General features: G+C 62.8%; 26 protein-coding genes. 8 read left to right on the forward strand and 18 right to left on the reverse strand.

Translation table 11 applies throughout. From position 1 onward, the window contains the following. The first annotated feature begins 431 nt into the window (after nucleotides 1–431). The gene (locus NKH89_RS07345; RefSeq protein ID WP_023719685.1) at nucleotides 432–1,070 is read left to right on the forward strand and encodes a DUF1326 domain-containing protein; all 639 of its coding nucleotides are present in this window, start codon (nucleotides 432–434) and stop codon (nucleotides 1,068–1,070) included. A gap of 61 nt (nucleotides 1,071–1,131) precedes the next feature. Next, the gene (locus NKH89_RS07350) at nucleotides 1,132–1,929 is read left to right on the forward strand and encodes a DUF2182 domain-containing protein (protein ID WP_352494135.1); all 798 of its coding nucleotides are present in this window, start codon (nucleotides 1,132–1,134) and stop codon (nucleotides 1,927–1,929) included. 129 nt (nucleotides 1,930–2,058) lie between these two features. Here NKH89_RS07350 and NKH89_RS07355 read toward each other — a convergent pair whose 3' ends face one another. Together NKH89_RS07355 and NKH89_RS07360 are read right to left on the reverse strand one after the other, a co-directional pair. Beyond that, nucleotides 2,059–2,634 carry a DUF308 domain-containing protein gene (locus NKH89_RS07355; protein ID WP_352494134.1) on the reverse strand — a complete coding sequence of 192 codons (576 nt, stop codon included), beginning with the start codon at nucleotides 2,632–2,634 and terminating at the stop codon, nucleotides 2,059–2,061. Nucleotides 2,635–2,710: 76 nt separating this feature from the next. Further along, nucleotides 2,711–3,310 carry a TetR/AcrR family transcriptional regulator gene (locus tag NKH89_RS07360; RefSeq protein WP_352494133.1) on the reverse strand — a complete coding sequence of 200 codons (600 nt, stop codon included), beginning with the start codon at nucleotides 3,308–3,310 and terminating at the stop codon, nucleotides 2,711–2,713. A gap of 736 nt (nucleotides 3,311–4,046) precedes the next feature. Here NKH89_RS07360 and NKH89_RS07365 point away from each other — a divergent pair. Both NKH89_RS07365 and NKH89_RS07370 read left to right on the forward strand, forming a co-directional pair. Next, the gene (locus NKH89_RS07365; RefSeq protein ID WP_352494132.1) at nucleotides 4,047–4,940 is read left to right on the forward strand and encodes an alpha/beta fold hydrolase; all 894 of its coding nucleotides are present in this window, start codon (nucleotides 4,047–4,049) and stop codon (nucleotides 4,938–4,940) included. A gap of 197 nt (nucleotides 4,941–5,137) precedes the next feature. Continuing rightward, the gene (locus tag NKH89_RS07370; RefSeq protein WP_245278615.1) at nucleotides 5,138–5,392 is read left to right on the forward strand and encodes a hypothetical protein; all 255 of its coding nucleotides are present in this window, start codon (nucleotides 5,138–5,140) and stop codon (nucleotides 5,390–5,392) included. 21 nt (nucleotides 5,393–5,413) lie between these two features. Here NKH89_RS07370 and recQ read toward each other — a convergent pair whose 3' ends face one another. From recQ to uxaC, 9 genes are all read right to left on the reverse strand, one after another. Continuing rightward, the gene (recQ, locus tag NKH89_RS07375) at nucleotides 5,414–7,249 is read right to left on the reverse strand and encodes a DNA helicase RecQ (RefSeq protein ID WP_352908546.1); all 1,836 of its coding nucleotides are present in this window, start codon (nucleotides 7,247–7,249) and stop codon (nucleotides 5,414–5,416) included. 362 nt (nucleotides 7,250–7,611) lie between these two features. Further along, nucleotides 7,612–7,950 carry a cupin domain-containing protein gene (locus NKH89_RS07380; RefSeq protein ID WP_352908547.1) on the reverse strand — a complete coding sequence of 113 codons (339 nt, stop codon included), beginning with the start codon at nucleotides 7,948–7,950 and terminating at the stop codon, nucleotides 7,612–7,614. A 24-nt stretch (nucleotides 7,951–7,974) separates the two neighbouring features. Continuing rightward, nucleotides 7,975–8,742, reverse strand: a complete 768-nt coding sequence (kduD, locus tag NKH89_RS07385; protein ID WP_352480961.1) for a 2-dehydro-3-deoxy-D-gluconate 5-dehydrogenase KduD — start codon at nucleotides 8,740–8,742, stop codon at nucleotides 7,975–7,977. Then, on the reverse strand, nucleotides 8,739–9,596 hold the full coding sequence (gene kduI, locus NKH89_RS07390; protein ID WP_023719694.1) for a 5-dehydro-4-deoxy-D-glucuronate isomerase: 858 nt from the start codon (nucleotides 9,594–9,596) through the stop codon (nucleotides 8,739–8,741). The genes kduD and kduI overlap by 4 nt, the downstream gene beginning before the upstream one ends. Before the next feature lie 28 nt (nucleotides 9,597–9,624). After that, the gene (locus NKH89_RS07395) at nucleotides 9,625–10,401 is read right to left on the reverse strand and encodes a FadR/GntR family transcriptional regulator (protein ID WP_023719695.1); all 777 of its coding nucleotides are present in this window, start codon (nucleotides 10,399–10,401) and stop codon (nucleotides 9,625–9,627) included. Nucleotides 10,402–10,411: 10 nt separating this feature from the next. After that, a complete protein-coding gene (locus tag NKH89_RS07400) occupies nucleotides 10,412–11,692 on the reverse strand; it encodes a TRAP transporter large permease (protein ID WP_023719696.1) in 1,281 nt (426 codons plus the stop codon). Between the two features lie 4 nt (nucleotides 11,693–11,696). Then, on the reverse strand, nucleotides 11,697–12,224 hold the full coding sequence (locus NKH89_RS07405) for a TRAP transporter small permease (protein WP_023719697.1): 528 nt from the start codon (nucleotides 12,222–12,224) through the stop codon (nucleotides 11,697–11,699). 103 nt (nucleotides 12,225–12,327) lie between these two features. Beyond that, nucleotides 12,328–13,305 (reverse strand): TRAP transporter substrate-binding protein, encoded by a 978-nt coding sequence (locus NKH89_RS07410; protein ID WP_023719698.1) that lies wholly within the window; start codon nucleotides 13,303–13,305, stop codon nucleotides 12,328–12,330. A gap of 37 nt (nucleotides 13,306–13,342) precedes the next feature. Next, a complete protein-coding gene (gene uxaC / locus NKH89_RS07415; protein ID WP_352908548.1) occupies nucleotides 13,343–14,752 on the reverse strand; it encodes a glucuronate isomerase in 1,410 nt (469 codons plus the stop codon). Nucleotides 14,753–14,927: 175 nt separating this feature from the next. Between uxaC and NKH89_RS07420 the strand changes: the two genes are divergently transcribed. After that, the gene (locus tag NKH89_RS07420; protein WP_023719700.1) at nucleotides 14,928–16,430 is read left to right on the forward strand and encodes a mannitol dehydrogenase family protein; all 1,503 of its coding nucleotides are present in this window, start codon (nucleotides 14,928–14,930) and stop codon (nucleotides 16,428–16,430) included. Further along, complete coding sequence (uxuA, locus tag NKH89_RS07425) at nucleotides 16,427–17,605, forward strand: mannonate dehydratase (protein WP_352494127.1); 1,179 nt, start codon at nucleotides 16,427–16,429, stop codon at nucleotides 17,603–17,605. The genes NKH89_RS07420 and uxuA overlap by 4 nt, the downstream gene beginning before the upstream one ends. Before the next feature lies 1 nt (nucleotide 17,606). Here the strand turns inward: uxuA and lepB are convergent, their stop codons facing one another. The 7 genes from lepB to NKH89_RS07460 form a co-directional block, all read right to left on the reverse strand. Next, nucleotides 17,607–18,584, reverse strand: a complete 978-nt coding sequence (lepB, locus tag NKH89_RS07430) for a signal peptidase I (protein ID WP_502896876.1) — start codon at nucleotides 18,582–18,584, stop codon at nucleotides 17,607–17,609. Between the two features lie 89 nt (nucleotides 18,585–18,673). Next, the gene (locus NKH89_RS07435; RefSeq protein ID WP_352856411.1) at nucleotides 18,674–19,081 is read right to left on the reverse strand and encodes a F0F1 ATP synthase subunit epsilon; all 408 of its coding nucleotides are present in this window, start codon (nucleotides 19,079–19,081) and stop codon (nucleotides 18,674–18,676) included. A 102-nt stretch (nucleotides 19,082–19,183) separates the two neighbouring features. Beyond that, a complete protein-coding gene (gene atpD, locus NKH89_RS07440) occupies nucleotides 19,184–20,743 on the reverse strand; it encodes a F0F1 ATP synthase subunit beta (protein WP_352908549.1) in 1,560 nt (519 codons plus the stop codon). Nucleotides 20,744–20,810: 67 nt separating this feature from the next. Beyond that, a complete protein-coding gene (locus tag NKH89_RS07445; protein WP_352908550.1) occupies nucleotides 20,811–21,695 on the reverse strand; it encodes a F0F1 ATP synthase subunit gamma in 885 nt (294 codons plus the stop codon). A 28-nt stretch (nucleotides 21,696–21,723) separates the two neighbouring features. After that, nucleotides 21,724–23,253 (reverse strand): F0F1 ATP synthase subunit alpha, encoded by a 1,530-nt coding sequence (atpA, locus tag NKH89_RS07450; RefSeq protein ID WP_023719706.1) that lies wholly within the window; start codon nucleotides 23,251–23,253, stop codon nucleotides 21,724–21,726. Beyond that, nucleotides 23,253–23,813: a F0F1 ATP synthase subunit delta gene (locus tag NKH89_RS07455; RefSeq protein ID WP_023719707.1), complete on the reverse strand. Its 561-nt coding sequence runs from the start codon at nucleotides 23,811–23,813 to the stop codon at nucleotides 23,253–23,255. Before NKH89_RS07455 ends, atpA begins: the two co-directional genes overlap by 1 nt. Before the next feature lie 246 nt (nucleotides 23,814–24,059). Beyond that, entirely contained in the window at nucleotides 24,060–24,455 is a 396-nt protein-coding gene (locus tag NKH89_RS07460; RefSeq protein WP_352908551.1) for an AGROH133_08824 family phage infection protein, read from the reverse strand. Nucleotides 24,456–24,670: 215 nt separating this feature from the next. On the opposite strand from NKH89_RS07460, the gene NKH89_RS07465 reads away from it, so the two are divergent. Together NKH89_RS07465 and NKH89_RS07470 are read left to right on the forward strand one after the other, a co-directional pair. Beyond that, nucleotides 24,671–24,916 (forward strand): type II toxin-antitoxin system Phd/YefM family antitoxin, encoded by a 246-nt coding sequence (locus NKH89_RS07465; RefSeq protein ID WP_023719709.1) that lies wholly within the window; start codon nucleotides 24,671–24,673, stop codon nucleotides 24,914–24,916. After that, a complete protein-coding gene (locus NKH89_RS07470) occupies nucleotides 24,913–25,368 on the forward strand; it encodes a type II toxin-antitoxin system VapC family toxin (RefSeq protein WP_023719710.1) in 456 nt (151 codons plus the stop codon). Before NKH89_RS07465 ends, NKH89_RS07470 begins: the two co-directional genes overlap by 4 nt. Nucleotides 25,369–25,373 lie beyond the last annotated feature (5 nt).

Below are 25,373 nucleotides of genomic sequence, written 5' to 3' on the forward strand. Positions count from 1 at the left end.
GTGATCCTAATTTCATTTTTTGATTTTTGCCTGCCGAACTCAGCCATAAATGCTCGTGAAGCCGCGGAGCTCAATTGCAGCCCGGCGTTAACCCTTGGCCCGCTAGGTCGTTGACCAAGCAACCGAGCGGTGTTGCGGAAGGTTGTCGGTTCGCAATGTGGGTCAAGCGAGCGTCAGCTGGATCGTGTATTTGGTGATCGACCCGTCGCGAACCTACCCACGACCTCATCGAGCACATGGAACGGAGCAAGAAACCACTTTCGTGGTCGCATTGGATGGTGGCTGGGTTCCGTCGCGAGCAGTTGCTGATCAACGCGGTGACTTGTGTCTGGGGCGTCAAGTCCACCAAAAATCAGCGAGCGATGCACTAACTGCTGGAGTGCGCCCCGCCTTCGACGTATAAATGGCGCTACATTCCGGGAGGAAGAGCCATGAATGCAGTGCCTCAATGGCGGCTCGCAGGCGACTGGTTCGACATCTGCAGCTGCGACATCCCTTGCCCTTGCGAGTTCGCCCAGCGGCCGACCGGCAATCACTGCCAGGGCGTGCTCGCCTGGCATGTACGCGAGGGTCAGTATGGCGACGTGAAGCTCGACGGCCTGTCGCTGGTGGCGCTCGGCGAGTTCGAAGGCAATCTATGGGCCGGCGAGGCAAAGGCCGTGATGGGCATGTACCTCGACGAGAAGGCGAACGAGCGGCAACGTGAAGCCCTGCAGGCGATCTTCGGCGGGCAGGCTGGCGGCTGGCCGGCGGGTTTTGCCGCCAACATCGGCGAGATGCGTGGCATGGAGTTCGTGCCGATCACTTTCGAGGTGGCGGGCGACCTTGCCACCTGGCGGGTCGAGATTCCTGGCCTCGTCGTCGGGCATGCGGAAGCGCTTTCAGGTCCCACAACACCACCCGGCAAGCGGGTGCAGACGATCAACCCGCCGGGCTCGGAGGTCGGCCCGGGCCAGGTTGCCACCTGGGGGCGTTCGGTCGAGGTGAGCACCAAAGGCTTCGGGCTCGACTGGACGGGCACGGCGCGCTCGAGCAAACACATTCCGTTCGACTGGACCGGCCCGAACTAGGGACGTGCCGATGCCTGACGCGTTCCCCGGGAAATCGTCGCGGCTCCGGAATTTGCGTGGCATGCCGCTCGGCCTTCTCGCATCGCTCGTCGTGCTAACAGCGGCGGCGTGGGCGCTGACCCTCAGCATGGATATGCCTATGGGCATTGCGGTGCGCGGCGGGATGGAGGGTATGGAAGGCATGGCCGGCATGGCGATGGCCGGAATTGCCGCTGACGGCTGGTCACTCGCCGGCGCCGCCGCCTTTCTTGCTGTATGGACGGTGATGATGGCTGCCATGATGCTGCCGGCGGCCGCGCCCATGATCTTTATGTTCGCGGCGGCGCAGGCCAGGCGCGAACAGCACGTTGCCGTCCCGACGTGGATATTCGTCGCGGGTTACATGCTCGTCTGGGCGGCGGCGGGCCTTCTCGTGTATGTCCTGGTCCAGATCGGAAGCGAGTTTGCGACGAGCCTCGATCCGCCTCAGCATTCGAAATGGGCGCCGCTCGCGCTCGGTATCACGCTTGGCGTCGCCGGACTCTACCAATTCACGACACTCAAGCACATTTGCCTCAGCCATTGCCGTTCGCCGCTCGCTTTCGTTGCGCAGCATTGGCGCGACGGGCGGGTTGGCGCACTCGAGATGGGGCTGCGGCACGGACTCTATTGCTTTGGTTGCTGCTGGGCGCTGTTTGCCGTGCTGGTCGCGGTGGGCATCATGAGTGTCGCCTGGATGCTGCTGTTGACGCTGGTCGTCTTCGTCGAGAAGCTGCTGCAGCGCGGCCGCCGCTTCGAAGTTGCCTTGGGCATTGCGCTGATGGCCCTCGGGATCGCTGTATCGTTCGGCGCGATCGAGATGCCTTGGATGAGCGGCTAGCCCCCAGCCGGGTGGTGAAATTCCAAACATATCGGTCCTTAAGGATAAGGGCGGGTCGTTGTGTTTGGCGAACCGATACTAGCAGCTGGCAGCCCTCTGATCGGGTCGGTGATGGCTCAAGATGGCGGGCTATGCAGCCTTCCGCCGCAATTGGCTCACACTCAGCCACACCGCCGAAACCAGGAAGTAGAGGGCGCCTACTGCGGCATAGCCGGCCACGTTGGTGATGGATGGCGGCATCGGCATCCGCGCCTGCGCGATGAAAAACGTGCCTGCCAGTGCTGATTGCCCTCCGCTCAGGATCATCGCCCACTGCGCGCCAGAGCTCTTCCAACGGCGGACCGCGGTGCCGAGTTGAAGCAGGCCAGACAGGATCGCCCATAGGCCGAACACCCCAAGCACCCAATTCATGCTCATCTTCAGCGCAACAACGACCGCGAGCGTTGTCGCCGCGCTGACCACGACGTTGATGGTCTGGGTGCGATTCTGTCCCAATCCTCCGCTGCGCGATGCGTCGACAAAATTGGCGAGGGCATCCCATGCAGGATAAGCCACGAGCAAAACCGCCGCCACCACCCCGGAATTCTGTCCCACTGTAAAGGCAGCCGCCACCCAGACAGCCGAGACCGCCGTCCGTGCGAAGTAATAGAGCTTGAGCCATTGTTCCTGGCTGGCGCGGGAAAGATCGCTACTGTGAACCGTCATTGGATGTCCTTTCGACTAGTAGGTAGGTCTCTCGACGAACGTCGCAGAGCCGTTACGGCGATGGTTATTTGAGGTCTTAGGATTGTATCTGGAGGGAACGCGGAGCGAGCCGCTCCAGGAGCGGGCGTGTCACGACGGCGAATATCTTCGGATCGCCATAGGCCCGTGCCGAAAGCATCGCGCCGTGGACAGTCGCCATGAACGCTTCAGCCTCGGCACGAGGGGCACCCATCAGTTGGAATCGGCCGAGCCGCGCACCGCGCTCCAGCACGGATGTCAGCCAAGCCGACAGGGAGCGGAAATGCGCCCGGACCTCAAGGCCAACTTCCTCGGGCAGCACGGGGAGCTCGCTTGCCAACAGCGCGCAGATACAAAACGGAGCGCTGGCATCCGCGATGCAGACTTCCCAATAGCCAGCGTAGTCCTGAAGCTGTTCGAGCGGATCGGAGACCTGAAGTTCGAGATTCGCCATCCCCGCTTCAGCTTCTTCCCGATACCGCGCAACCAGCGTTCGGACCAGATCGACCTTGCTTGGGAAATGGTGATGGATGCTCGCCTTACGAATCCCGACCACATCAGCGATGTCGGCATAACTGAAACCGTTGTAGCCGCCAGCGACGATCAGAGAACGCGCACAAGCCAGGATGTCGTCGGAGGTAGTAGACACGTTGCCCATGCCCCTACCTACCTTCTGGTAGGATGGCAGTCAAGCCCTCTTGCAACGCAACGACCAAAGCGAGAGCAGTAGCGTGGAACGTGGCTATGGCGCAGACGTCATTCGATGTTCCTTGTGTCTCGGCCGCCATCAATTCAAAAAAGCGCCGAGTGTTTGTCGATCGAAGTAGCCGTCCCACTTCGAGGAGAAGGCGACACCCTTCGGCCGACCGGATCATCGCAATCGCCGCGCGGCACTAGGCGTTTGCACCGACTGCGCTATCTCCCCATCGTTAGCCCTGTTCTATCGCTGGTTGAGATCGGGAGGTTTCCATGGATCGGCGACTATTTTTGACAGGAATGTTTGGCATTGCCGGGGCCGCGGCCCTTGCAAGCACGGTTCGGCCAATCAACGCAGTGGCCGGCGTTCCAACTGCCAGAAACGGCATTCTCGATGAACTCGAGGCGCCGGACGTCGAGACCTTCGACGACGATACTCAAGCAGAGTTGCAACCAGTCTATCATCGCCGGTGGCACCGGCCGCGCCGGCGCCGCCGGCGTGCTTGGAGAAGGGTCTGTCGCGTTTACTGGCGGAATGGCTATCGGCGCAGGCGGTGCTTCCGCAGGCGCGTCTGGGTCTGGTTTCGATTCTAGCAATTGGCCGGCTTGAACCCTGGCCATCGCGGCCGGGGTTTTCGCCTCAGGCGACCGTTAGTGCCCTTAGAGAGTTTGTCTGACGGCGCCGGAGGAGGCTGACGGTGTTTGCAGGTTTCAGAGCCACCAGCTTGCGACTGGACGATACGACCATTTTCGCAAGGGTCGGTGGCACCGGTCCGCCGCTGCTGCTTCTTCACGGTTTTCCAGAGACGCATCTGATGTGGAGGGATATCGCCGCAGCCTTGGCGCCCCGCTTCACGGTGGTCGCCGCCGACCTTCGAGGCTATGGCCAAAGCGGATGCCCGGTTTCCTCTGCCGATCATAGCCAATACGCCAAGCGCGCCATGGCCGGCGACATGGTTCAAGCCATGAAGCAACTGGGGTTTGAGCGATTCATGGTTGCCGGACATGATCGCGGCGGGCGGGTTGCCTATCGCCTTGCGCTCGACCATCCCGACAAAGTCCTCAAAATCGCCGTCCTCGACATCATCCCCACCGCCGCAACATGGGATCGGGCGGATGCCAGGCTGGCGCTCGGCTTCTGGCCCTGGAGCCTGCTTGCCCAGCCGGAGCCCCTGCCGGAACGTCTGATTGGCGCGGCTCCCGATGCCGTCGTCGACGATGCAATAACGCAATGGGGATCGTCGACGAAAATGGTCTCCAAAGAGGTCAGGGACGCCTATGTTGATGCGCTTCGCGATCCCGCGCATATTCATGCGATATGCGAAGAGTATCGCGCCGCTGCGACGACCGATCGTGAACATGACGCGCTGAACCAGGCAAACGGTCGTCGCATCGAGTGCCCGCTAATGGCGCTATGGAGTGGCGAAGGCGCCCTGGAGAACTGGTATGCGCAAGAAGGCGGGCCGCTGGCTATCTGGAGGAAATGGGCTGACAGCGTGGAAGGACGCGCTGTCCAAGGCGGGCACTTTTTCCCAGAAGAGCACCCCGACACGATAGCAGCGGTTCTCTCGGAATTCTTCGAGGACAAATAGGACGGTCAGGACAGAGGGTTGTAGAGGTCACATGCTTCAGTTACGCGGAACCTCGGGAGTGCTTCGCGGCCCCAGGTCGAGCATCCTCCGATATTCGTCTGTCCGGCATCAACGTGCTTGATAAGAGAATGAAGCCGATCTCCATGGCCACGCCTGTGATATGCAGCCTGATGTTTGTCGGAAGTTGTGCATCGCCTTTGCCTGCATCCTTTGATGCTGCGAAATACGACAAGATGAGTTGCGTCGAGCTCAACGTGGCGATCGGCACGGTCGCTGACGAGATGTCGGCAACAGCCATCGCTCGCGGCAAAGTCGTCCACACCAACATTCCGGATTGGCTGTGGGGAGGGCAGCGTGTCGCCTCGACCGTCGCTGCCCGCCAGAGCGCGAAGATCGAGCGCTTGCGGCAGCAGGAGGCTGCGATTGCGGCGGCGAGACGAAGCAGGTGCTGATTGCGTCACTGAAGTGGGTCTTCAGCCCGCCACACCGGACTGATGCGCAGCGATCGCGCCGAGGAATATCTCGCCGAAATCCTTGAGCTTGGCGGCGCCGACGCCGTTGACCGCGGCGAAGGCGTCCAGATCACGCGGGCAGCGTTCGGCCATATCGATCAGCGTACGATCCGAAAAGATCACGAAGGCCGGCATTTGGCGTTCCCGGGCAAGACGCAGCCGTACCGCCTTGAGCGCGGCCAGCAGCGCCGAATCCAGACCTTCCGTGCCTGCTGCGGTATCCACAGGACGTATCTTGCCTCGCGATGACTGGCGCGCGTCCACGCGATACCGGAATGAAGCCTCGCCCCGGGCGAGTTCACGGCCTTTCTCGGCGACGGCGAGGCCGCCATGGCCGGCTGAGTCCGATGTCAGGAACCCTCCCGCGACGAGTTGGCGAAGCAGCGACAGCAAGAGACTCTTCTTATGCGCCACACCGGTGCCGAAGCTGGCAAGCCTGTGGTGGTTCCTGGCCAGGACCTTCTCGGTCTCATGGCCGAGCAGGACATCGACAACGTGGGCAGCGCCAAAGCGCTCGCCGGTCTGTGTGATCGCTGCCAGGATGATCCGCGCCTCGGCGTCGCCATCCGCATGCGGCGCCTGGTCGAGGCAGTTGTCGCAATTGCCGCAAGGCGAAGCACTTTCGCCGAAATAGCCAAGCAGGATCTGGCGGCGGCACTGCGCCGTCTCGCAATAGCCGATCAACGTATCGAGCCGGCCATGCGCGCGCCTCTTGTGCTCCGCCGGTGCGCCCTCGTCGTCGATGAAAAGCCGGCGCATACGGATGTCGCCGAGACCGAAGAGCATATGCGCCTCGGCCGCCCGCCCGTCGCGGCCCGCCCGCCCGATTTCCTGATAGTAGGCTTCCAAGCTGCCCGGCAGGTCGGTGTGGAAGACATAGGCGACGTCCGGCTTGTCGATCCCCATGCCGAAGGCGATGGTCGCCACCATCACCACCCCGGACAAGGTCATGAAAGCGTTTTGATGCGCTTCACGCGCGTCCTTGCTCATGCCGGCATGATAGGCGAGCGCGCGTACGCCGTTCCGCTCGAGGAACGCCGCCATCTCGTCGGTCTTTTTGCGCGACAGGCAATAGACGATCCCGCTTCGGCCGGCATGGCGCTGCACGAAATTCAGCAATTGGCGCTTGCTGTCCTGCTTGGGCTCGATGCTTAGCTTGATGTTCGGTCGGTCGAAGCCGAGCACCACGGTATCGATGCGCCCGTCGAACAGTTGCGCGGCAATGTCGGTGCGCGTCGTCTCGTCCGCAGTCGCCGTCAGCGCAATGATCGGCACATCGGGGAAGATGCCGCGCAGCCGCGACAATTCTTCGTATTCGCGCCGGAACGCCGGTCCCCATTGCGAGATGCAATGTGCCTCGTCGATGGCGATCAGCCGGACATCGAGCTTGGTCAACGCCTCGAGCATCCGCGGGGTCATCAGCCGCTCCGGCGCAAGATAGAGCAGCCGTGTCTGCCCTGCCGCGACGCGGCGCCATGCAGCGACATTGGCATCGCGGTCGAGCGAGGAATTGATCGTATCGGCCGCCACACCGGCAAGGCGCAATGCGGCGACCTGGTCCTGCATCAGCGCTACCAGCGGCGAAACGACAATGGTGAGCCCGCCCAGCACCAGCGCCGGGACCTGGTAGCAGAGCGATTTGCCCGCACCCGTCGGCATGACGGCCAGTACATGATGCCCGGCCAGCAGCGCCTCCATCACGGCCGCCTGGCCGAGACGAAAATCATCGAAGCCGAAGACATCCTTCAGGACGCGCCGCTTGGAATCCTCTGCCGGGATGCTCGCCGCAATCTGCATTACAGAACTTTCGCGGATACGACCTGCCGAAATTCCCCGGCGAATCGCCGGGTGATTGCCTGGACAGCAGATTCGAACATTTATCGACCCCTCTGGTCCTGTCCTCGGCACCGGCTGAAGCGAACTTCTCTCTCATTGGCCGATATCAGACCGTCGTTCCAGCCCCTATTCGCCTTGGCTGTGAATATCGCGCCGCCTCGGAGCGGTTAATCCTATCTTCACCATCATTCGGCAGGTTCAGGTTCTGCGGTGATGTTTTGAGTACCGCGGCGCCACAAGCGCCCAGGCAACACGCCCGCGTCTCTCCGGAGGCGCGGGTTTTTCGTTCCGAGAACTGACAGCCTGATCTTCGGGCCCGCAGCTCAGTCGAGGAAATCGGCGCGGGGCGGCGTAAAGTTGTCGACCAGTCGTCCCGCCTCCAGTGCCTTGACGCCATGGACCAGGTTGGAAGGAACGATGAAGCTGCTTCCGGTTTCCAAGATCTCGGTCCTGCCGTCGATGGTGACCTCGAAGTGGCCTTCGGCGACGTAGCTCGCCTGGACATGCGGATGCGAATGCAGCGCGCCGACGCCGCCCTTGTCGAAGGCGAACTCGACCATCATCAGTTCGTCCGTGTGCAGGAGCACGCGCCTGCGGTTGCCATCCGGCGTCGGCGTCCACGCACCCTCGCCGGCATGCGAGAAGATCTTGGTTCCGGTCATCGCCAAACTCTCATCTTTTGTTGTTCATCGCGCCAGCCAGCCACCGTCCACCGGCATCACCGCGCCGTGCATATAGTTCGACGCCGGCGCCAGCAGGAAGACGGCTGCGTCGCCGATGTCTTCCGGCGCGCCCCAGCGCCCGGCCGGAATGCGCGCCAGGATCGAAGCGCTGCGGTCGGGATCGGCACGCAGCGCCTCGGTGTTGTTGGTCTCGATATAGCCTGGCGCAATGCCGTTGACGTTGATGCCCTTTGCCGCCCATTCGCAGGCGAGCAGTCGGGTGATGCCGAGCACGCCATGTTTGGAGGCGGTGTAGGAGGCGACGCGGATGCCACCCTGAAAACTCAGCACCGAAGCGATGTTGACGATCTTGCCACGCCGTCCCGGGTCGGCAAGCACGCGCCTGGCAAAACTCTGGCTGAGGAAGAACACCGTCTTGAGGTTGACGCCGATGACGTCGTCCCAGTCGGCTTCGGTCAAGTCGACCGCATCGGCACGCCGGATGATGCCGGCATTGTTGACCAGGCCGTCGAGCGGCCCTGTATCGTCCCAGACGCGGTCAAGCATCGCCTGGGCGGCGGCATCATCGCCAAGGTCGCAGCGGACCGCCTCGAAGCGTCCGCCGGCCGCCGCAATCTTCTCCGCCGTCTCGTCCATCGCCGAGCGACCGACGCCGACGACCGCGCCGCCGGCACGCGCGATCGACACGGCGATACCCTGGCCGATGCCGGTATTGGCGCCGGTGACGAGGATACGCTTGCCGGCAAGGCTGAAGGCCGAGAGGTCGCTCACTTGAGCTCCTCCATCGCCACCAGGTCGACATCGGTATAGTCGACATTGTCGCCGGCCATCGCCCAGATGAAGGCGTAGTTCGAGGTGCCGGCGCCCGAATGGATCGACCATCCCGGCGACAGCACCGCCTCCTCGTTGCGCACGACGAGATGACGCGTTTCGTCCGGTTCGCCCATGAAGTGAAACACCCGCGCCGTCTCCGGCAGGTCGAAATAGAGATAGGCCTCCATGCGCCGGTCATGCACATGGCACGGCATGGTGTTCCAGACCGAACCGGGGGCAAGCTGGGTCATGCCGACGACCAGCTGACAGGTCTTCACGCCGTCGGCATGGATGAACTGAAAGATCGAGCGCTCGTTGGAGGTCGCCTGGCTGCCGAGATCGAGCCGCTTGGCATCGCCGATGCGGATCAGCCGGTTGGGATGGCTCTGATGCGCCGGCGCGCTTAGCAGGTAGAACTTAGCCGGCTCAGCCGGATTGGTCGCAGCGAACGACACCTCATCGGTGCCCATGCCTAGATAGAGCATGTCGCGCGCCTGCAGCTCGTAGGATTGGCCGCTGGCTTTCACGACGCCTGCACCGGCGATGTTGACGATGATCATCTCGCGGCGGTCGAGAAAATTCTTGGTCCCGGTTGGCTTGATCGCCTGCAGCGGCAGCGGCGCGCCGGCGGGCATGGCACCGCCGACGATCATGCGGTCGTAATGGGTGTAGGTCAGGCTGATACGGCCGGGCTGGAACAAGTCCTCGATCAGAAAATTGTGACGCAGTTCGTCCGTGCCCATCGCCGCGGCAGAAACAGGATCGATGGCAAAGCGCGAGGTGAAATCCGTATGATTGTCAGTGTGATTCATTGCTGTCCCATGGAGCTGCCTCAATTGCTTATTCAGTTGCCGCGGCCTTGACCGAGTCGGCATAAAACACCTGACGCGCGTGCAGGCGTTCGCGATAGCGCTGCTGGCTGGCACCGAGATGCGCGCGCATCGCCTCCCGTGCCGCCTCGGCATCGCCTGCCGAGATGGCATTAAGGATCATCAGGTGTTCGCGCTGCAGGCCGCGCTGGTAGGCGTCGGACTGCGCGAATTCGGTCGACCAGGGCGAGGTCACATCGCAAGGGATGGCGCGCCGGCCGAGCACATCGAGCATCTCGACATAGAACGGATTGTTGGTGGCGCTGGCGATTGCGCGGTGGAAGGCGAGGTCGGCCGGTCCCGTCGGCTCGCTGTTGAGGAGCAGCCGTTCGAACTCGAAGAAGGCTTCCTGGATCGCCGCTTCCTGTGCGGCGTTATGGCGGAGGGCGGCGAGCCCGGCGGATTCGATCTCGATCGCCAACCTGACTTCGAGCACGTTGAGGGCAATTGAATCCTTGCTGCCCATCTCCGCTGCCAGAGCCCCGAACGCTGTCGAGATATGCTCGGTGACAAAGACGCCGGCGCCTTGGCGCGGCTCGACCAGGCCGTCCGCGGCAAGCTTGGCCAGCGCCTCGCGTATCACGGTGCGGCTGACCCCGAAGGTTTCAGTCAACTGGCCCTCGGTCGGCAGCTTTTGCCCAGGCTGGATCTCGCCCGCCTGCAACTGCTTGCGGATCGCGGCGACGACGGTTTCCGAAAGCTTCGGTCTTCGTTCGACGCGGAGCCCGACTGCGGTGTCCGATGCCATGTCGCAACCCCTATTTGAAGACGCTCGGCAGCCATAGCGAAATGGCTGGAATGTAAGTGACGAGCGCCAGCACCACGAGGCCTGCGCCATAGAACGGCCAGATCGAGCGCATCGATTCCCAGACGGATATCTTGCCCACTGCGCACGCCACGAACTGCACTGCGCCCACCGGCGGCGTGTTCAGCCCGATGCCGAAATTGAGGATCATGATGACGCCGAAATGCACCGGATCGACGCCGTAGGCCTGCGCCACGGGCAGGAAGATCGGCGTGCAAATGATGATCGTCGGCCCCATGTCCATGAACGTGCCGAGGAACAGCATCAAGAGGTTGAGCAGCAGAAGCACGACCAGCGGATCGTCCGAGATCGCGTTCATGGAGGCTATCAGCGCTGCCGGTACTTTCAGGAAGGCCATCAGCCACGAGAATGCCGCCGCCATGCCGATGATAAGCAGCACCATGGCCGTGGTGCGCACGGCGCCATGGGTGGCATGAACGAACCCTTCCCAGGTCATCTGCCGGTAAACGAAGACGGTCACGAGCAGCGCATAGATGACGGCGATACAGGAACTCTCGGTGGCCGTGAAGACGCCCGATCGTACGCCGCCGAAGATGATCGCGATCAGCAGCAGGCCGGGCACCGCGACGGCGAAAAGATGCGCGACCGCGGTGAAGCCCGGAAACGGCTCGGTCGGATAGCCGCGGGAGCGCGCCACGAAATAAGCGGTGACCATCAGTGACAGGGCCAGCAGCAGGCCCGGGATGATGCCGGCCGTGAACAGATCGGCGATGGAGATCTTTCCGCCTGCCGAGATCGCGTAGATGATCATGTTGTGCGACGGCGGCAGCAGCAGCGCGATCAGCGCCGCCATCGACGTGACGTTGACGGCGTAGTCCGCTCCATATCCACGCGCCTTCATCTGCGGGATCATCAGGCCGCCCACCGCGGCTGCCTCCGCCACCGCGGAGCCCGAAATGCCGCCGAATAGTGTAGCGGTCGCGATGTTGACCTGCCCGAGGCCGCCGCGCAAATGGCCGACGAGCGAGCCGGCGAAGGCAACGATCTTGCTGGCGATGCCGCCGCGCACCATCAAGTCGCCGGCGTAGATGAAAAACGGAATGGCCAGCAGCGAAAAGACGCTCATGCCGGAATTCAGGCGCTGGAAGACGATCAGCGGCGGCAGGCCCATATAGAGGACGGTGGCCAGGCTTGCGACGCCGAGGCAGAAAGCGATCGGCGTGCCGATAAGCATCAGCAGGGTGAAGACGCCGAAGAGAATCCACAGTTCCATGGCGTCAGACCTTCACGTTGGCGGTGTCGAGTTCGGCTGCGACTTCGGCCGGCGGCAATTCATCGAGGGCATCGTCGATCGGCGCGCCGGAGAGGCGAAGCACGATGCGCTCCAGCGTGAAGAGCACGATGAGCGCGCCTCCCGCGACAAGCGGGACATAGTCCCAGCCCCCCGATATGCCGAGTGACGGCAAGACAGAGCCCCAGGTCAATGCGACCAGCTGGCTGCCATACCAGATCATGCCGATGCCGAAGGCGAGCGCGACGAGGTCCGAAATCATCCGCAGCCAGCGCTTGCCGCCTTTTGGCAGCACGTAGAGCAGGACGTCGAAGCCGAGATGATAGTTCTCGCGCACGCCGACGGCAGCGCCGAGGAAAATGAACCAGCTCATCAGCATCACCGAGCCCGGCTCGGTCCAGCTCGGCGAACGATTCAGAACATAGCGGCCGAACACTTGCCAGGCGACGAAGGCGGTCATCAGCACCAGCCCGATGCCGGCGATCGACAGCGCCGCCGTGCTGACGCGCGACATCACTTGCGCGACGCCGGACAGGAGCGGTCTTGGTTTTAGGCTGGAAGTCACCGGTTTTCTCCGCAAGAGGACGGCGGCGCGGGATGTCCGCGCCGCCGCTTGATCACTGCACGGCCTTGATGGCTTCGACCATGGCCTTCAGCTTGTCGTCCTTGACGTGCTTCTCGTAGACCGGGCCCATCGCGTCGATGAAGGGCTGCTTATCCGGCGTCGTGATCTGCGAACCGGCCGCCTCGACCTTGGCGCGCGATTCCTTGACCTTGGCGGTCCACAGCTCGCGCTGCTTGGCGACGCTCTCCTTGGCGGCCGCTTTGAAGATCGCCTGGTCTTCCGGCGTCAGCTTGTCCCAGCTCGACTTCGCCATGACGAAGGCTTCCGGCACCATCGTGTGCTCGTCGAGCGAATAGTATTTGGCGACTTCCGCGTGCTTGGCGGTGTCGTAGCTCGGAAAATTGTTCTCCGCACCGTCGATCACCCCGGTCTCGATCGCCGAATACACCTCGCCATACGGCATCGGCGTCGCGTTGGCGCCGAGTGCCGCCACCATATCGACGAAGATGTCGGACTGGATGACGCGGAACTTCATGCCGGCCATGTCGGCTACAGTGTTGATCGGCTTCTTCGAATTGTAGAAGGAGCGCGAGCCGCCATCGTAAAAGGCGAGCAGCACCAGCCCGACCTGGTCGAACGCCGCCGCGATCTGGTCGCCGATCGCCCCGTCCATGACCTTGTGCATATGGTCTTCCGAACGGAAGATGTAGGGCAGCGAGGGTACGGTGGTCTCCGGGATGAGCCCGTTGAACGGCGCCATCGAGACGCGGTTGAGATCGATCACGCCGGTGCGCACCTGCTCGATCGTGTCCTTTTCCTCGCCGAGTTGCGCGGAAGGATAGAGTTCGACCACATAGCGGCCGGCCGTGCGCTCTTTCACGAGCTCGCCGAAATATTTGACCGCCTCGACCGTCGGATAGCCGTCCGGGTGTGTGTCAGACGAGCGCAGGACCGTCTGGGCGCTTGCCGTTCCGGCCAGCAGTGCGGCGGCAAGTAGCGTAGCTCCCGCCCGTCTTGAAAAATGCAGCATTGGTTTCCTCCCGTTTGAACGATGGCGGCAAGCGCCGTTAGAGCCGGTACGCCTTTTTCGCGAGCGTATAGGCAAGTTCCTGCGCCAGCTCGTGCGCCTCGTCCTCGCCGAGCCGATGCTCGGCGACGAGACGCGCCAGATATGCGCAATCGACCCGGCGCGCCACATCATGGCGGGCCGGTATGGATGGAAAGGCGCGGGTGTCGTCGTTGAAACCGACGGTGTTGTAGAAACCGGCCGTTTCGGTGGTCATCTCGCGGAACCGGCGCATGCCTTCGGGGCTGTCGTGGAACCACCAGGCCGGCCCGAGCTTCAATGCCGGGTAGACACCGGCGAGCGGCGCCAGCTCGCGCGCATAGCTGGTCTCGTCGAGGGTGAACAGGATGATGGTGAGATCGCGCTCCAGCCCGACACAGTCGAGCAGCGGCTTCAACGCCGTCACATAATCGGTTCGAGTCGGGATATCGAAGCCTTTGTCCCTGCCGAACTTCTGAAAGACAGCCGGCGAATGATTGCGCCAGGAGCCGGGATGGATTTGCAGGACCAGCCCGTCGTCACGGCTCATCTTGGCCATCTCGGTCAGCATCTGGGCGCGAAACAGCTTTCGCTCGCGCTCGTCGTTCGAGCCCCGGCGGATGCGGTTGAACAGCTCCTCGGCGGCGGCATCCGAGAGATTGGCGGTTTCGGCCGTCGGATGGCCGTGATCGGAGGAAGTCGCGCCAAAGCTCTTGAAGAAGGCGCGCCGCTGGCGATGCGCATCGAGATAGCCGGCCCAATTGCCGGTGTCGCAGCCGGTGATCTCGCCAAGCCGGTCGAGATTGGCCGAAAAGCCTTCGAAGTCGGGATCGACGATCGCATCCGGCCGATAGGCGGTGACGACGCGGCCGTCCCAGCCGCTGTCGCGGATCATCTGGTGCCATCTGAGATCGTCGAGCGCGCCTTCGGTCGTCGCGATGACCTCAATGTTGAAGCGCTCGAACAGCGCTCGCGGGCGAAAATTCTCCCACTGCAGCAGCGTCGCGATCGTGTCGTAGTGGCGGTCGGCCGTCTTGGCATTCAGCGGCTCGTCGATGCCGAACAGATGGGCAAGCACATGGTCGAACCACAGCCGGGTCGGCGTGCCGCGGAACAGGTAATAATGCTCGGCGAAGCGCCGCCAGATCGTTCTGCCGTCGGTTTCCACCGGCGAACCGTCAAGTGTCGGCACGCCAAGCTCCTCAAGCCGAACGCCCTGGCTGAACAGCATGCGGAAAATGTAGTGGTCCGGTACGATCAGCAACTGCGCCGGATCGGGAAACGCCTCGTTGAGCGCATACCAGCGGGGATCGGTGTGGCCGTGCGGGCTGACGATCGGCAGGTCCTTGACCGCGGCGTAGAGATCGCGGGCCAGCGAACGCGGGCGCGCCTCGGCGGCAAACAGCAAGTCCGGATCCGTCAATGCGGCCACGTAAATCCTCCCAATCCGGACATCGGTAGGGTTGGAAAGAAATAATGTCAACATACAAAAAATGGGTTGTTGTATGATGACTTTTCGTCGGCCATTGCCCATTGTGCGTGACGGCAACGGGTGTTACGCCGCCTGCCAACAGTGACCCAGCAACCTCGATCAGACACGCCGCGCAATGACCAATAGACGCCTTTCCAACAGCACGCTGAAGGCACTGCCGGCTTCGGTCGCGGTTCCCCGCTACGACCGCGGCGCTATTGCGCCAGGCATCGTCCATCTCGGCGTCGGCGCGTTCCACCGCGCCCACCAGGCGGCCTATGTCGACGACTGTCTGGCGGCTGGAGAGACAGGCTGGGGCATTGTCGGCGTGTCCTTGCGCAGTCCAGACACGCGCGACGCACTGGCGCCGCAGGATGGCCTCTACACACTGGCGATCAGGAGCAGCGTCGAAGAAGAGCTGCGCGTCGTCGGTTCGATCCTGTCGCTGCTGGTGGCGCCGGAAGATCCGGCTGCGGTGCTCGCCGCTCTGACCGATCCGCTCACCCGTATCGTCACGCTGACGATCACCGAAAAGGCCTATCTGAGGGCAGCCGGCGGCGGACTGGACAATACCCACCCCGACATCGTCCATGATCTGGCTAACCCGCAAATGCCACGAACGGCGCATGGTTTCCTGACGGAGGCGCTGTCGCGCCGCCGTGCCACCGGCATCCAGCCTTTCACCGTGCTCTGCTGCGACAACCTTCCGGCCAATGGCGCCACGCTGCACCGCCTGCTGGTCGAATTCGCCGCACTGCGCGATGCCAGGCTCGCCACTTCAGGCGATGCCAGGCTCGCCGCACACATCGCCGACGGCGTCGCCTTTCCGTCGAGCATGGTCGACCGCATCGTGCCGGCGACCACCGATGCCGACCGGGCGCGTATCGCCGTCGAGCTCGGCGTCGAGGATGCCTGGCCGGTGATGACCGAGCCGTTCTGCCAATGGGTGGTCGAGGACGACTTTCCGGCGGGCAGGCCGGCCTGGGAAAAGTTCGGCGTCACCATGGTCGGCGACGTCGGGCCGTTCGAGGACATGAAGCTGCGGCTGCTCAACGGCTCGCATTCGGCAATCGCCTATCTCGGCCTGCTCAGCGGCTACGACACGGTCGACCGCGCCTTTGCCGATCCGGCGATCCGGCAATTCGTCGACGGCTTGTGGGCCGAGGCGATCCCGACGCTGCCGCCGGACGCCGGGCTCGATACGGCCGGCTACACGGCCCAGCTCGCCGAACGTTACTCGAACACGGCGCTGGCCCATCGCACGGCGCAGATCGCCAATGACGGCAGCCAGAAACTGCCACAGCGCATCGTCGCCTCGGCCGTCGAGCGGCTGAGTGCCGGTGATCCCCCAGCCCATCTGATGCTGGTGGTGGCCGCCTGGATCGCCGCTTGCGAGGCGCGCGGCAAGACCTTGCCCGAAGCCCATTTCACCGACCCGATCGACACTCGGCTTACGGCGCTCGGCAGCCGGCCGGCTGATGAAGCTGTGACAGCGATGTTCGATCTCGCCGGCTTCGCCAGGGACCATTCCCAGCGCATGACACTGATTGATCTGACGACAGCCCATCTCGAGCGCCTGCGGCGGGGCGGGCCTGCCGCTGCCTTGGCGGCGCTTGGCATAGGGAGTGAGAAGCCATGAGACAGACCTGGCGCTGGTTCGGGCCCGACGACCCGGTGACGCTTGCCCATGTCCGTCAGGCCGGCGCCGTCGGCATCGTCAGCGCGCTGCATCACCTCAATGACGGCCGCGCCTGGCCGGCGGACGAGATCGCCAGGCGCAAGGCAGAGATCGAGGCAGCAGGCCTGACCTGGGACGTGGTCGAGAGCATCGTCGTCCACGAGGACATCAAGACCCGCAGTGGCGACTGGCGCACCCTGATCGACAATTATAAGGCCTCGATCCGCGCCGTCGCTGCCGCCGGCATCAACACCATCTGCTATAATTTCATGGCGATCACCGACTGGACGCGCACCGACCTCGACTATCCGATGCCGCATGGCGGCACGGCGCTGCGCTTCGATGTCGTCGAGCTCTGCGCCTATGACGTCTTCATCCTCGAGCGAAAACGGGCGGAGGCCGATCACCCGCCGGCCCGTGTCGAGGCGGCGCGTGTGCGGCTGCAAGGCATGAGCGAAAGCGACAAGGCGAGACTGGAGCTCAACCTGATCGGCTGGGTGCCGGCGCGCGAATTCATCTTCGATCGAGCGAGCTTCCGCCGCGCCCTCGACCTCTACAAGGACGTCTCTACCGAAGGACTGCGCGAAAACCTGTTTGCCTTCCTGCGCGAGATCGTGCCGGTTGCCGAAGAGGCCGGCGTCAGGATGGCGATCCACCCCGACGATCCGCCTTTTTCGTTGTTCGGCCTGCCGCGCATCGTTTCCAAGGCAGCCGATGCCCGCGCGCTGCTCGACGCCGTCGCTTCGCCGGCTAACGGACTGACACTGTGTACCGGCTCCTACGGCGCGAGCGCGCAGAACGATCTGCCGGCAATGGCGAAGGCTTTCGCCGAGAACATCCATTTCGCCCATCTGCGCAATGTCACCAAGGAGCCCGACGGCTCCTTCCACGAAGCCGAGCACCTCGACGGCGACACCGACATGGTGGCGGTCGTGTCGGCGCTGATTGGCGAGGAGCGGCGGCGCAAGGCGGCAGGCAGGGCGGACTGGCAGATTCCGATGCGTCCGGACCATGGCCATGCCATTGTCGACGACATCGGCAAGAAGGTGAACCCCGGCTATTCCTGCATCGGCCGCCTGAAGGGCCTCGCCGAACTGCGCGGCGTCATGCGCGCCGTGGAAGCGCTGACGGTGTGAGCTATTTGCCTGACGGATCCAATACTTGCCGGGAAGAATAGTCGAGGCCTTTAGAATTCCAGAACAGCCGCACGGCCTTGCCGACCAGATTTTCACTGGGAATAAACCCGACGCTGAATCGGCTGTCGGAGGAATTGTCCCGATTGTCGCCAAGTGCAAAATAGTGGCCTGCGGGCACGATCCACGAGTTCGTGTTGTCCCCGATGGATGAATCTGTCAGGTTGAGAACGGTGTAGGACACGCCCTCTGGCAAAGTTTCACGTTGAAGTTTGACTGGATCGGGGAACTCTTCGGACGAAAAAGAGCCGATATCCTCGAGCCCCACCGCTACCTCGTTGATGTAAAGCATCCCGTCGATGATCTGGATCTTTTCGCCCGGAAAGCCGACGATCCGCTGGATGTAGTTCACGCTCGGATCGGGCGGGAACTTGAATGCCACCACATCTCCCCTTTTGGGTTCCGCGCCCAATAGGCGCCCGTCAAATGAGAGCACGTTGAAGGGCACGCTGTAGCGACTGTAGCCGTATGCGGATTTGGACACGAAGAGATAGTCGCCCTCCCGCAACGTCGGCGTCATGCTGCCAGACGAGATCGAAAACGATTGGAACACCAACGAGCGGATTACAAACGCAGCCACGATGGAGGCGTAAAACGCCAACACGAACACCGACACCCCTTGCGCATACCATTTGTCCGGCTTGAACCGATGCGCAAAGGGAACAACGAGCGTCGCCCACAGGATCATCAAGCCGATACCTGAAAAGTTGCCCGCCGCCGCAAGATCCATGCCCGGCACCACCGGAATTCCGATGTAGCAAAGCGCGATGCTGACAGCACTGATCACAAACAGGCTTATGACAGCCAGTTTGCCAGCGCCAATCCATAGAAATCCGCCAAACGGGCCGCCAAGGGCCGACACCAGGGCCGTCGACCATCTGGATCGCGAGACTGTTTCTTGTTGCACTGTTTGTTCTATCATCGGCCCCCCACGCCAAGGCAGCCTGACTGTTCACCAAATAAAAAAGCGAGGCAAGCCTCGCTTTCTCGACGCCGAACTGATCCTTCGCGTTAAGCCGGCAGGATGGCGCCTTCAAGCGTGGTGAGCTGGTTAAGGAACTGCTCGGCCTTGCTGCGGGCCTGGTCGTCCTTGGCGTCGGCGGCGTCTTCCCTCGCCTCCTGGATGCGGCGGGCAAGCTCGGCGCGGTCGATGTCGCCGACGGCCACAGCCGATTCCGCCAGCAGCGTGCAGCCGGCCGGAACGATGTCGGCAAAGCCGCCGAACACCACGTAGCGTTCTTCCTTGCCGGAAGCGGTCTTCAACGTGACGACGCCCGGCTTGATCGTGGTCATGACCGGTGCGTGATGCGCCATCACGGTCATTTCGCCCTCGGCGCCTGGGATGACGACGGATTCGACCTGCTCGGAAACCAAGAGGCGCTCCGGCGAGACCAGTTCGAACTTGAAAGCTTCAGGCATGATCAATTTAGCGAATAGGGAATAGTGAGTAGCGAGTAGTGAAGAAACTCGTCCGGCTCATAGACCCCTATTCGCTACTCCCTATTCGCTATTCGCTTTGGCTTACGCCGCTTCAGCCGCCAGGCGCTGTGCCTTCTCGACCGCTTCCTCGATGCCGCCGACCATGTAGAAGGCGGCCTCCGGCAGGTGGTCGTAATCGCCGTTGCAAAGGCCCTTGAAGCCCTTGATGGTGTCGGCGAGGTCGACCAACTTGCCCGGCGCGCCGGTGAACACTTCGGCGACGAAGAAGGGCTGCGACAGGAAGCGCTCGATCTTGCGGGCGCGGGCAACCGTCTGCTTGTCCTCTTCCGACAGCTCGTCCATGCCCAGGATGGCGATGATGTCCTGCAGCGACTTGTAACGCTGAAGGATCGACTGCACCTGGCGCGCGACCTGGTAGTGCTCCTCGCCGACAACCATCGGGTCGAGCATGCGCGAAGTCGAATCGAGCGGATCGACCGCCGGATAGATGCCCTTTTCCGAAATCGCGCGGTTGAGCACGGTCGTCGCGTCGAGGTGGGCGAATGAAGTCGCCGGTGCCGGGTCGGTCAAATCGTCGGCCGGCACATAGATCGCCTGCACCGAGGTGATCGAACCCTTGGTCGTCGTGGTGATACGCTCCTGCAGCGCGCCCATGTCGGTGGCCAGCGTCGGCTGGTAGCCCACGGCCGAAGGAATGCGGCCGAGCAGCGCCGACACTTCCGAGCCCGCCTGCGTGAAGCGGAAGATGTTGTCGACGAAGAACAGCACGTCCTGGCCCTGGTCGCGGAAGTATTCGGCAACCGTCAGGCCGGTCAGGCCGACGCGCGCGCGCGCGCCCGGCGGCTCGTTCATCTGGCCATAGACGAGCGCGGCCTTGGAGCCTTCGCCGCCGCCCTTCTTGTTGACGCCGGACTCGATGAACTCGTGATAGAGGTCGTTGCCTTCGCGGGTGCGCTCGCCGACGCCGGCGAACACCGAGAAGCCGCCATGCGCCTTGGCGACGTTGTTGATCAGTTCCTGGATCAGCACCGTCTTGCCGACGCCGGCGCCGCCGAACAGGCCGATCTTGCCGCCGCGGGCATAGGGGGCCAGCAGGTCGAGCACCTTGATGCCGGTGACCAGGATCTGCGCTTCCGTCGACTGCTCGACATAGGTCGGCGCCGGCTGGTGGATCGAGCGCATCTCGATGCCGTCGACCGGGCCTGCCTCGTCGACCGGCTCGCCGATGACGTTGATGATGCGACCGAGCATGCCAGGGCCGACCGGCACGGTGATCGGCGCGCCGGTGTCATAGACGTCCTGGCCGCGAACCAGACCTTCGGTGGAGTCCATGGCGATGCAGCGTACGGTGTTTTCGCCGAGATGCTGGGCCACTTCGAGCACCAGGCGATTGCCGACATTGATCGTCTCAATCGCGTTCAGGATCGCCGGCAGATGTTCGCCGAACTGCACGTCGACAACAGCGCCGATGACCTGGCGAACCTTGCCCGCCAAGCCGGTTTTCTTGATGGTAGCGGCCGGCGTATTCACGGCGGCGGCCTTGGTTGCTGCCGCCTTCTTGGCCGGAGCGGCTGCCGCCGGAGCCTTTGCTGGTGCCGCGGCCTTAGGGGCTGCCGTCTTCGGGGTCGCTGCTTTCGCCATCGTCTTTACCCTTTTCGTCTCTTTGTTTCTCACACGCTTGAGGTCGATGACCTCCTTGGGAGCGTGCCTAGAGCGCCTCGGCGCCCGAAATGATTTCGATCAATTCCTTGGTGATCTGCGCCTGCCGCTGGCGGTTGTAGGTGATCGACAATCTGTTGATCATGTCGCCGGCATTGCGCGTCGCATTGTCCATGGCGCTCATCTTGGCGCCCATCTCGCCGGCCGCATTCTCGAGCAGCGCGCGGAAGACCTGCACGGAGATGTTGCGCGGGATGAGATCGGAGAGGATTTCGCCCGGCTCCGGCTCGTATTCGTAGACAGCGCTGCCACCATCCTTCGCTTCAGCAGCATCCGAAACCACGCCCGCCGGGATAATTTGCTGCGCTGTCGGGATCTGGCTGATCACCGACTTGAACTGCGAATAGAACAGCGTGCAGATGTCGAAGCCGCCTTCGTTGAACAGGTGGATCACCTTCTTGGCGATGGCATCGGCATTGACGAAGCCCAGCGTCTTGACCTCGCGCAGATCGACACGCTCGATGATCAGCGCCCCGTAGTCGCGGCGCAATATGTCGAACCCCTTCTTGCCGACGCAGATGATCTTGACCTGCTTGCCGTCGGCCAGAAGCTTGCGGATGTGGTCACGGGCAAAGCGGGCGATCTGCGAATTGAAGCCACCGCACAGGCCGCGTTCGGCCGTGCAGACGACAAGCAGATGCACGTCGTCCTTGCCGGTGCCGGTCATCAGCGCCGGGGCATCGCCGCCGCCGCCGATCGCCTGGGTGATGTTGGCCAGCACCGCGCCCATGCGCTCCGAATAGGGACGCGCCGCTTCAGCCGCTTCCTGCGCGCGGCGCAGCTTCGCCGCGGCGACCATCTGCATCGCCTTGGTGATCTTCTGCGTCGCCTTGACCGAGGCGATACGGTTACGAAGGTCTTTTAACGAAGGCATGCTTCAAACCTGATCCCGTCCGGCCCACTCAAGCAAAGGTCTTGGCGAAGGCGTCGATCTCTGCCTTCAGCCTGGCGCGCAGATCGTCGGACAGCGCCTTCTCCTTGCGGATGCCGTCGAGCACGTCCTTGCCGGCCGAGCGCATGTGCGACAACAGCCCCTGCTCGAACTTGCCGACTTGGTTGATCGCCAGCTTGTCGAGATAGCCGTTGACGCCGGCGAAGATCACCGCGACCTGCTCCTCGACCTTGAGCGGCGAGAATTGCGGCTGCTTTAAAAGCTCGGTCAGGCGCGAGCCGCGATTGAGCAGGCGCTGCGTGGCGGCGTCGAGATCGGAGCCGAACTGCGCGAAAGCAGCCATTTCGCGGTACTGCGCGAGCTCGCCCTTGATCGACCCGGCAACCTGCTTCATCGCCTTGATCTGCGCCGAAGAGCCGACGCGCGACACCGACAGACCGACATTGACCGCAGGACGGACGCCCTGGAAGAACAGATTGGTTTCCAGGAAGATCTGGCCGTCGGTGATCGAGATGACGTTGGTCGGGATATAGGCCGACACGTCGTTGGCCTGCGTCTCGATGATCGGCAGCGCCGTCAGCGACCCGCCGCCATTGTCGTCGTTGAGCTTGGCGGCGCGCTCGAGCAGGCGCGAGTGCAGGTAGAAAACGTCGCCCGGATAGGCCTCGCGGCCCGGAGGACGGCGCAGCAGCAGCGACATCTGGCGATAGGCGACGGCCTGCTTCGACAGATCGTCATAGCTGATCAGCGCGTGCATGCCGTTGTCGCGGAAATATTCGCCCATGGTGCAGGCGGTGAACGGCGCCAGGAACTGCATCGGCGCCGGATCGGACGCGGTCGCAGCGATGATGATCGAATAGTCGAGCGCGCCGCGCTCTTCCAGCACCTTGACGAACTGCGCCACGGTCGAGCGCTTCTGGCCGACGGCGACATAGACGCAGTACAGCTTTTCCTTCTCCGGGCCGTTGTCGTGCACCGATTTCTGGTTGAGCATGGTGTCGAGGATGATCGCGGTCTTGCCGGTCTGGCGGTCGCCGATGACCAGCTCGCGCTGGCCGCGGCCGACCGGGATCAGCGCGTCGATGGCCTTGAGGCCGGTCGACATCGGCTCGTTCACCGATTTGCGCGGGATGATGCCGGGCGCCTTGACGTCGACGCGCTTGCGTTCGGTGGCCTGGATCGGGCCCTTGCCGTCGATCGGGTTGCCGAGCGCATCGACGACGCGGCCGAGCAGGCCCATGCCGACAGGCGCGTCGACGATGGCGCCGGTGCGCTTGACGGTATCGCCTTCCTTGATGTCACGGTCGGCGCCGAAGATAACGACGCCGACATTGTCGGCTTCGAGGTTGAGCGCCATGCCGCGGATGCCGCCGGGGAACTCGACCATCTCGCCGGCCTGGACATTGTCGAGGCCATAGACGCGGGCGATGCCGTCACCGACGGACAGCACCTGGCCGACTTCGGAGACCTCGGCCTCCTTGCCGAAATTCTTGATCTGGTCTTTCAGAATTGCGGAAATTTCCGCGGCGCGGATGTCCATCAGCCGACCTCTTTCAGTGCAAGCTTGAGCGAATTGAGTTTGGTTTTGAGCGACGTATCGATCTGGCGCGAGCCGATCCTGACCACCAGCCCGCCGAGCAGCGACGGATCGACGGTGACGGTGATCGCCACATCCTTGCCGGCGACGCTTTTCAGCGCCGCTTTCAGCTCGGTTTCCTGGGCAGGCGTCAGCGCATGCGCCGAGGTGACCTCGGCGGCGGTCTCGCCGCGGTGTTCGGCGGCGATCTGGCGGAACGCCTTGATCATTCCTGGCACGGCGAAAAGCCGGCGGTTCTGGGCAACGACGCGCAGGAAATTGCCAGTGAGGCCCGTGATCCCCGCTCTGTCGGCGATCGCGGCGATCGCCTTGGCCTGGTCTTCGCTGGAGAAAACCGGGCTCCTGATCAGCCGCGAAAGGTCAGCGCTGCCTTCGAGCATCGCTTCGAAACTGTTGAGGTCGGTCTCGACGCTGGCCACCGAATTGGCCTGCAGCGCGAGTTCGAACAGCGAACCCGCATAGCGTTCTGCGACACCTGAGATTGGCGATGACGATTGGGCCACGGACCGTCTTTTCTCTTGTCTGACAGGCCGCAGATTGTTGGCGCGAGCAAAAACTCTGGCTAAATCTTTGACCTTACTGCATTTTTCCAAGCACGGAGGCGCGGCTTCCGCTATCCCCGGTCGAAAGTCGATTGCCGTCTAGCACAGGCATTTTCAGACCGCAATGCGTCGTCCGGCATGGTTTTCAGGCACTATTGTCGCATCCGCTCGCCGAGTTCAGCAACCAACCCCGGATTGCTCTGTGATTCAGGGCAAAAAGCCGAAGGCGAACGCGAGCGGCAGCGCCGCCAGCACCAGCTCGACGACGATGGATGCCCAGTTGAACGGCGTATTGGCGCCGTCCGACATCATCGACAGCAGCCGGCCGAAGGCGGTGGATAGCCAGGAGAAGCCGAGCGCCATGTAGAGCAGCGGCTGCGCCAAGAGGATGCAGCACAGGCTGACGCCGAGATAGAAGCCCGACATCCGGCCGCGCCCCTCGGCGATCGCCGCTGCCTTCTCCGGTCTGACCTGCAGCCGCAGGATGCGGAACGCCAGCTGTGGAGCCAGGAATAGCAACAGGCCGAGCAATAGAGTCGCGACCGCGCTCGACCATGCCAGCCACTCGCCCTGGCTCATCGGCCATGGAAACGCAAATTCCATCCTTGTCCCCTCGTAAATGGATATTCAAAATTTCGGGCATTCTAGCGAAGCAACTGACATGCGCCAGATGGGCCGTCGGCAATTTGCAGGGCGCGTCAGCTCAACGCGAGCGCGACCGTTGTCTCGACCGGGCTAACAGGACGTTAAACAATGGGCTGTTTTTTTCTGCACAATTCCTATATTGTGACTACATGAGACCACAAGGGGTTCCGCGCATGAAGACGATGCAACTGCGAGAGGCAAAGGCCAGCCTTTCCGCGCTCGTGGAGGCCGCTGAGAACGGTGAGCCCACGGTTATCACCAAGCACGGCAAGCCCGCAGTCATGGTGGTGCCAATCGGTGAGGGACGGAAACTTTATCCGCAGAACAGCCAAAAAGACTTCGTGGATTTCCTGCTTCGGTATCCAGGCGGCATCGAGCTTGAGCGAAACGAATCGCCGTCGCGGGAAGTGGAGTTTTGACCGGCTATCTGCTTGATACGTCTTTTCTCTCGGCATTTGCACCTGGTCGGCCTCTGCTTCCGTCACACGTGCAGAACTGGGTTGCTGTACAAGGAGAACGCGGCTCTTGGCAGCTCTCGTCGATCGTCATCTTGGAGGTGGAACGAGGAATCGCGAAACTGAAGCGGGCGGGCGGGCATATGAAGGCGGAGCGCATCAATGAGTGGTTCGAAAGGTTGCTTCTAGAGTTCAACCAGCGCATCCTTCCCATCGATTTAGCAATCGCGCGAGAAGCCGGAAAACTGGAAGACGCCACTATCGCCAGAGGCGCCAATCCGGGACTGGCGGACATTCTGATCGCAGCTACCGCCCGTTTGCACGGCCTGTCAGTTTTGACGGCCAACACCCGGCATTTTGCGATTCTCGACGTGCCTTACCTGAACCCATTCACCGAACGCGTCTCGAAAGGGTAATCGAC

This window comes from Mesorhizobium sp. M0923, assembly GCF_040319365.1.
Lineage (GTDB): Bacteria > Pseudomonadota > Alphaproteobacteria > Rhizobiales > Rhizobiaceae > Mesorhizobium.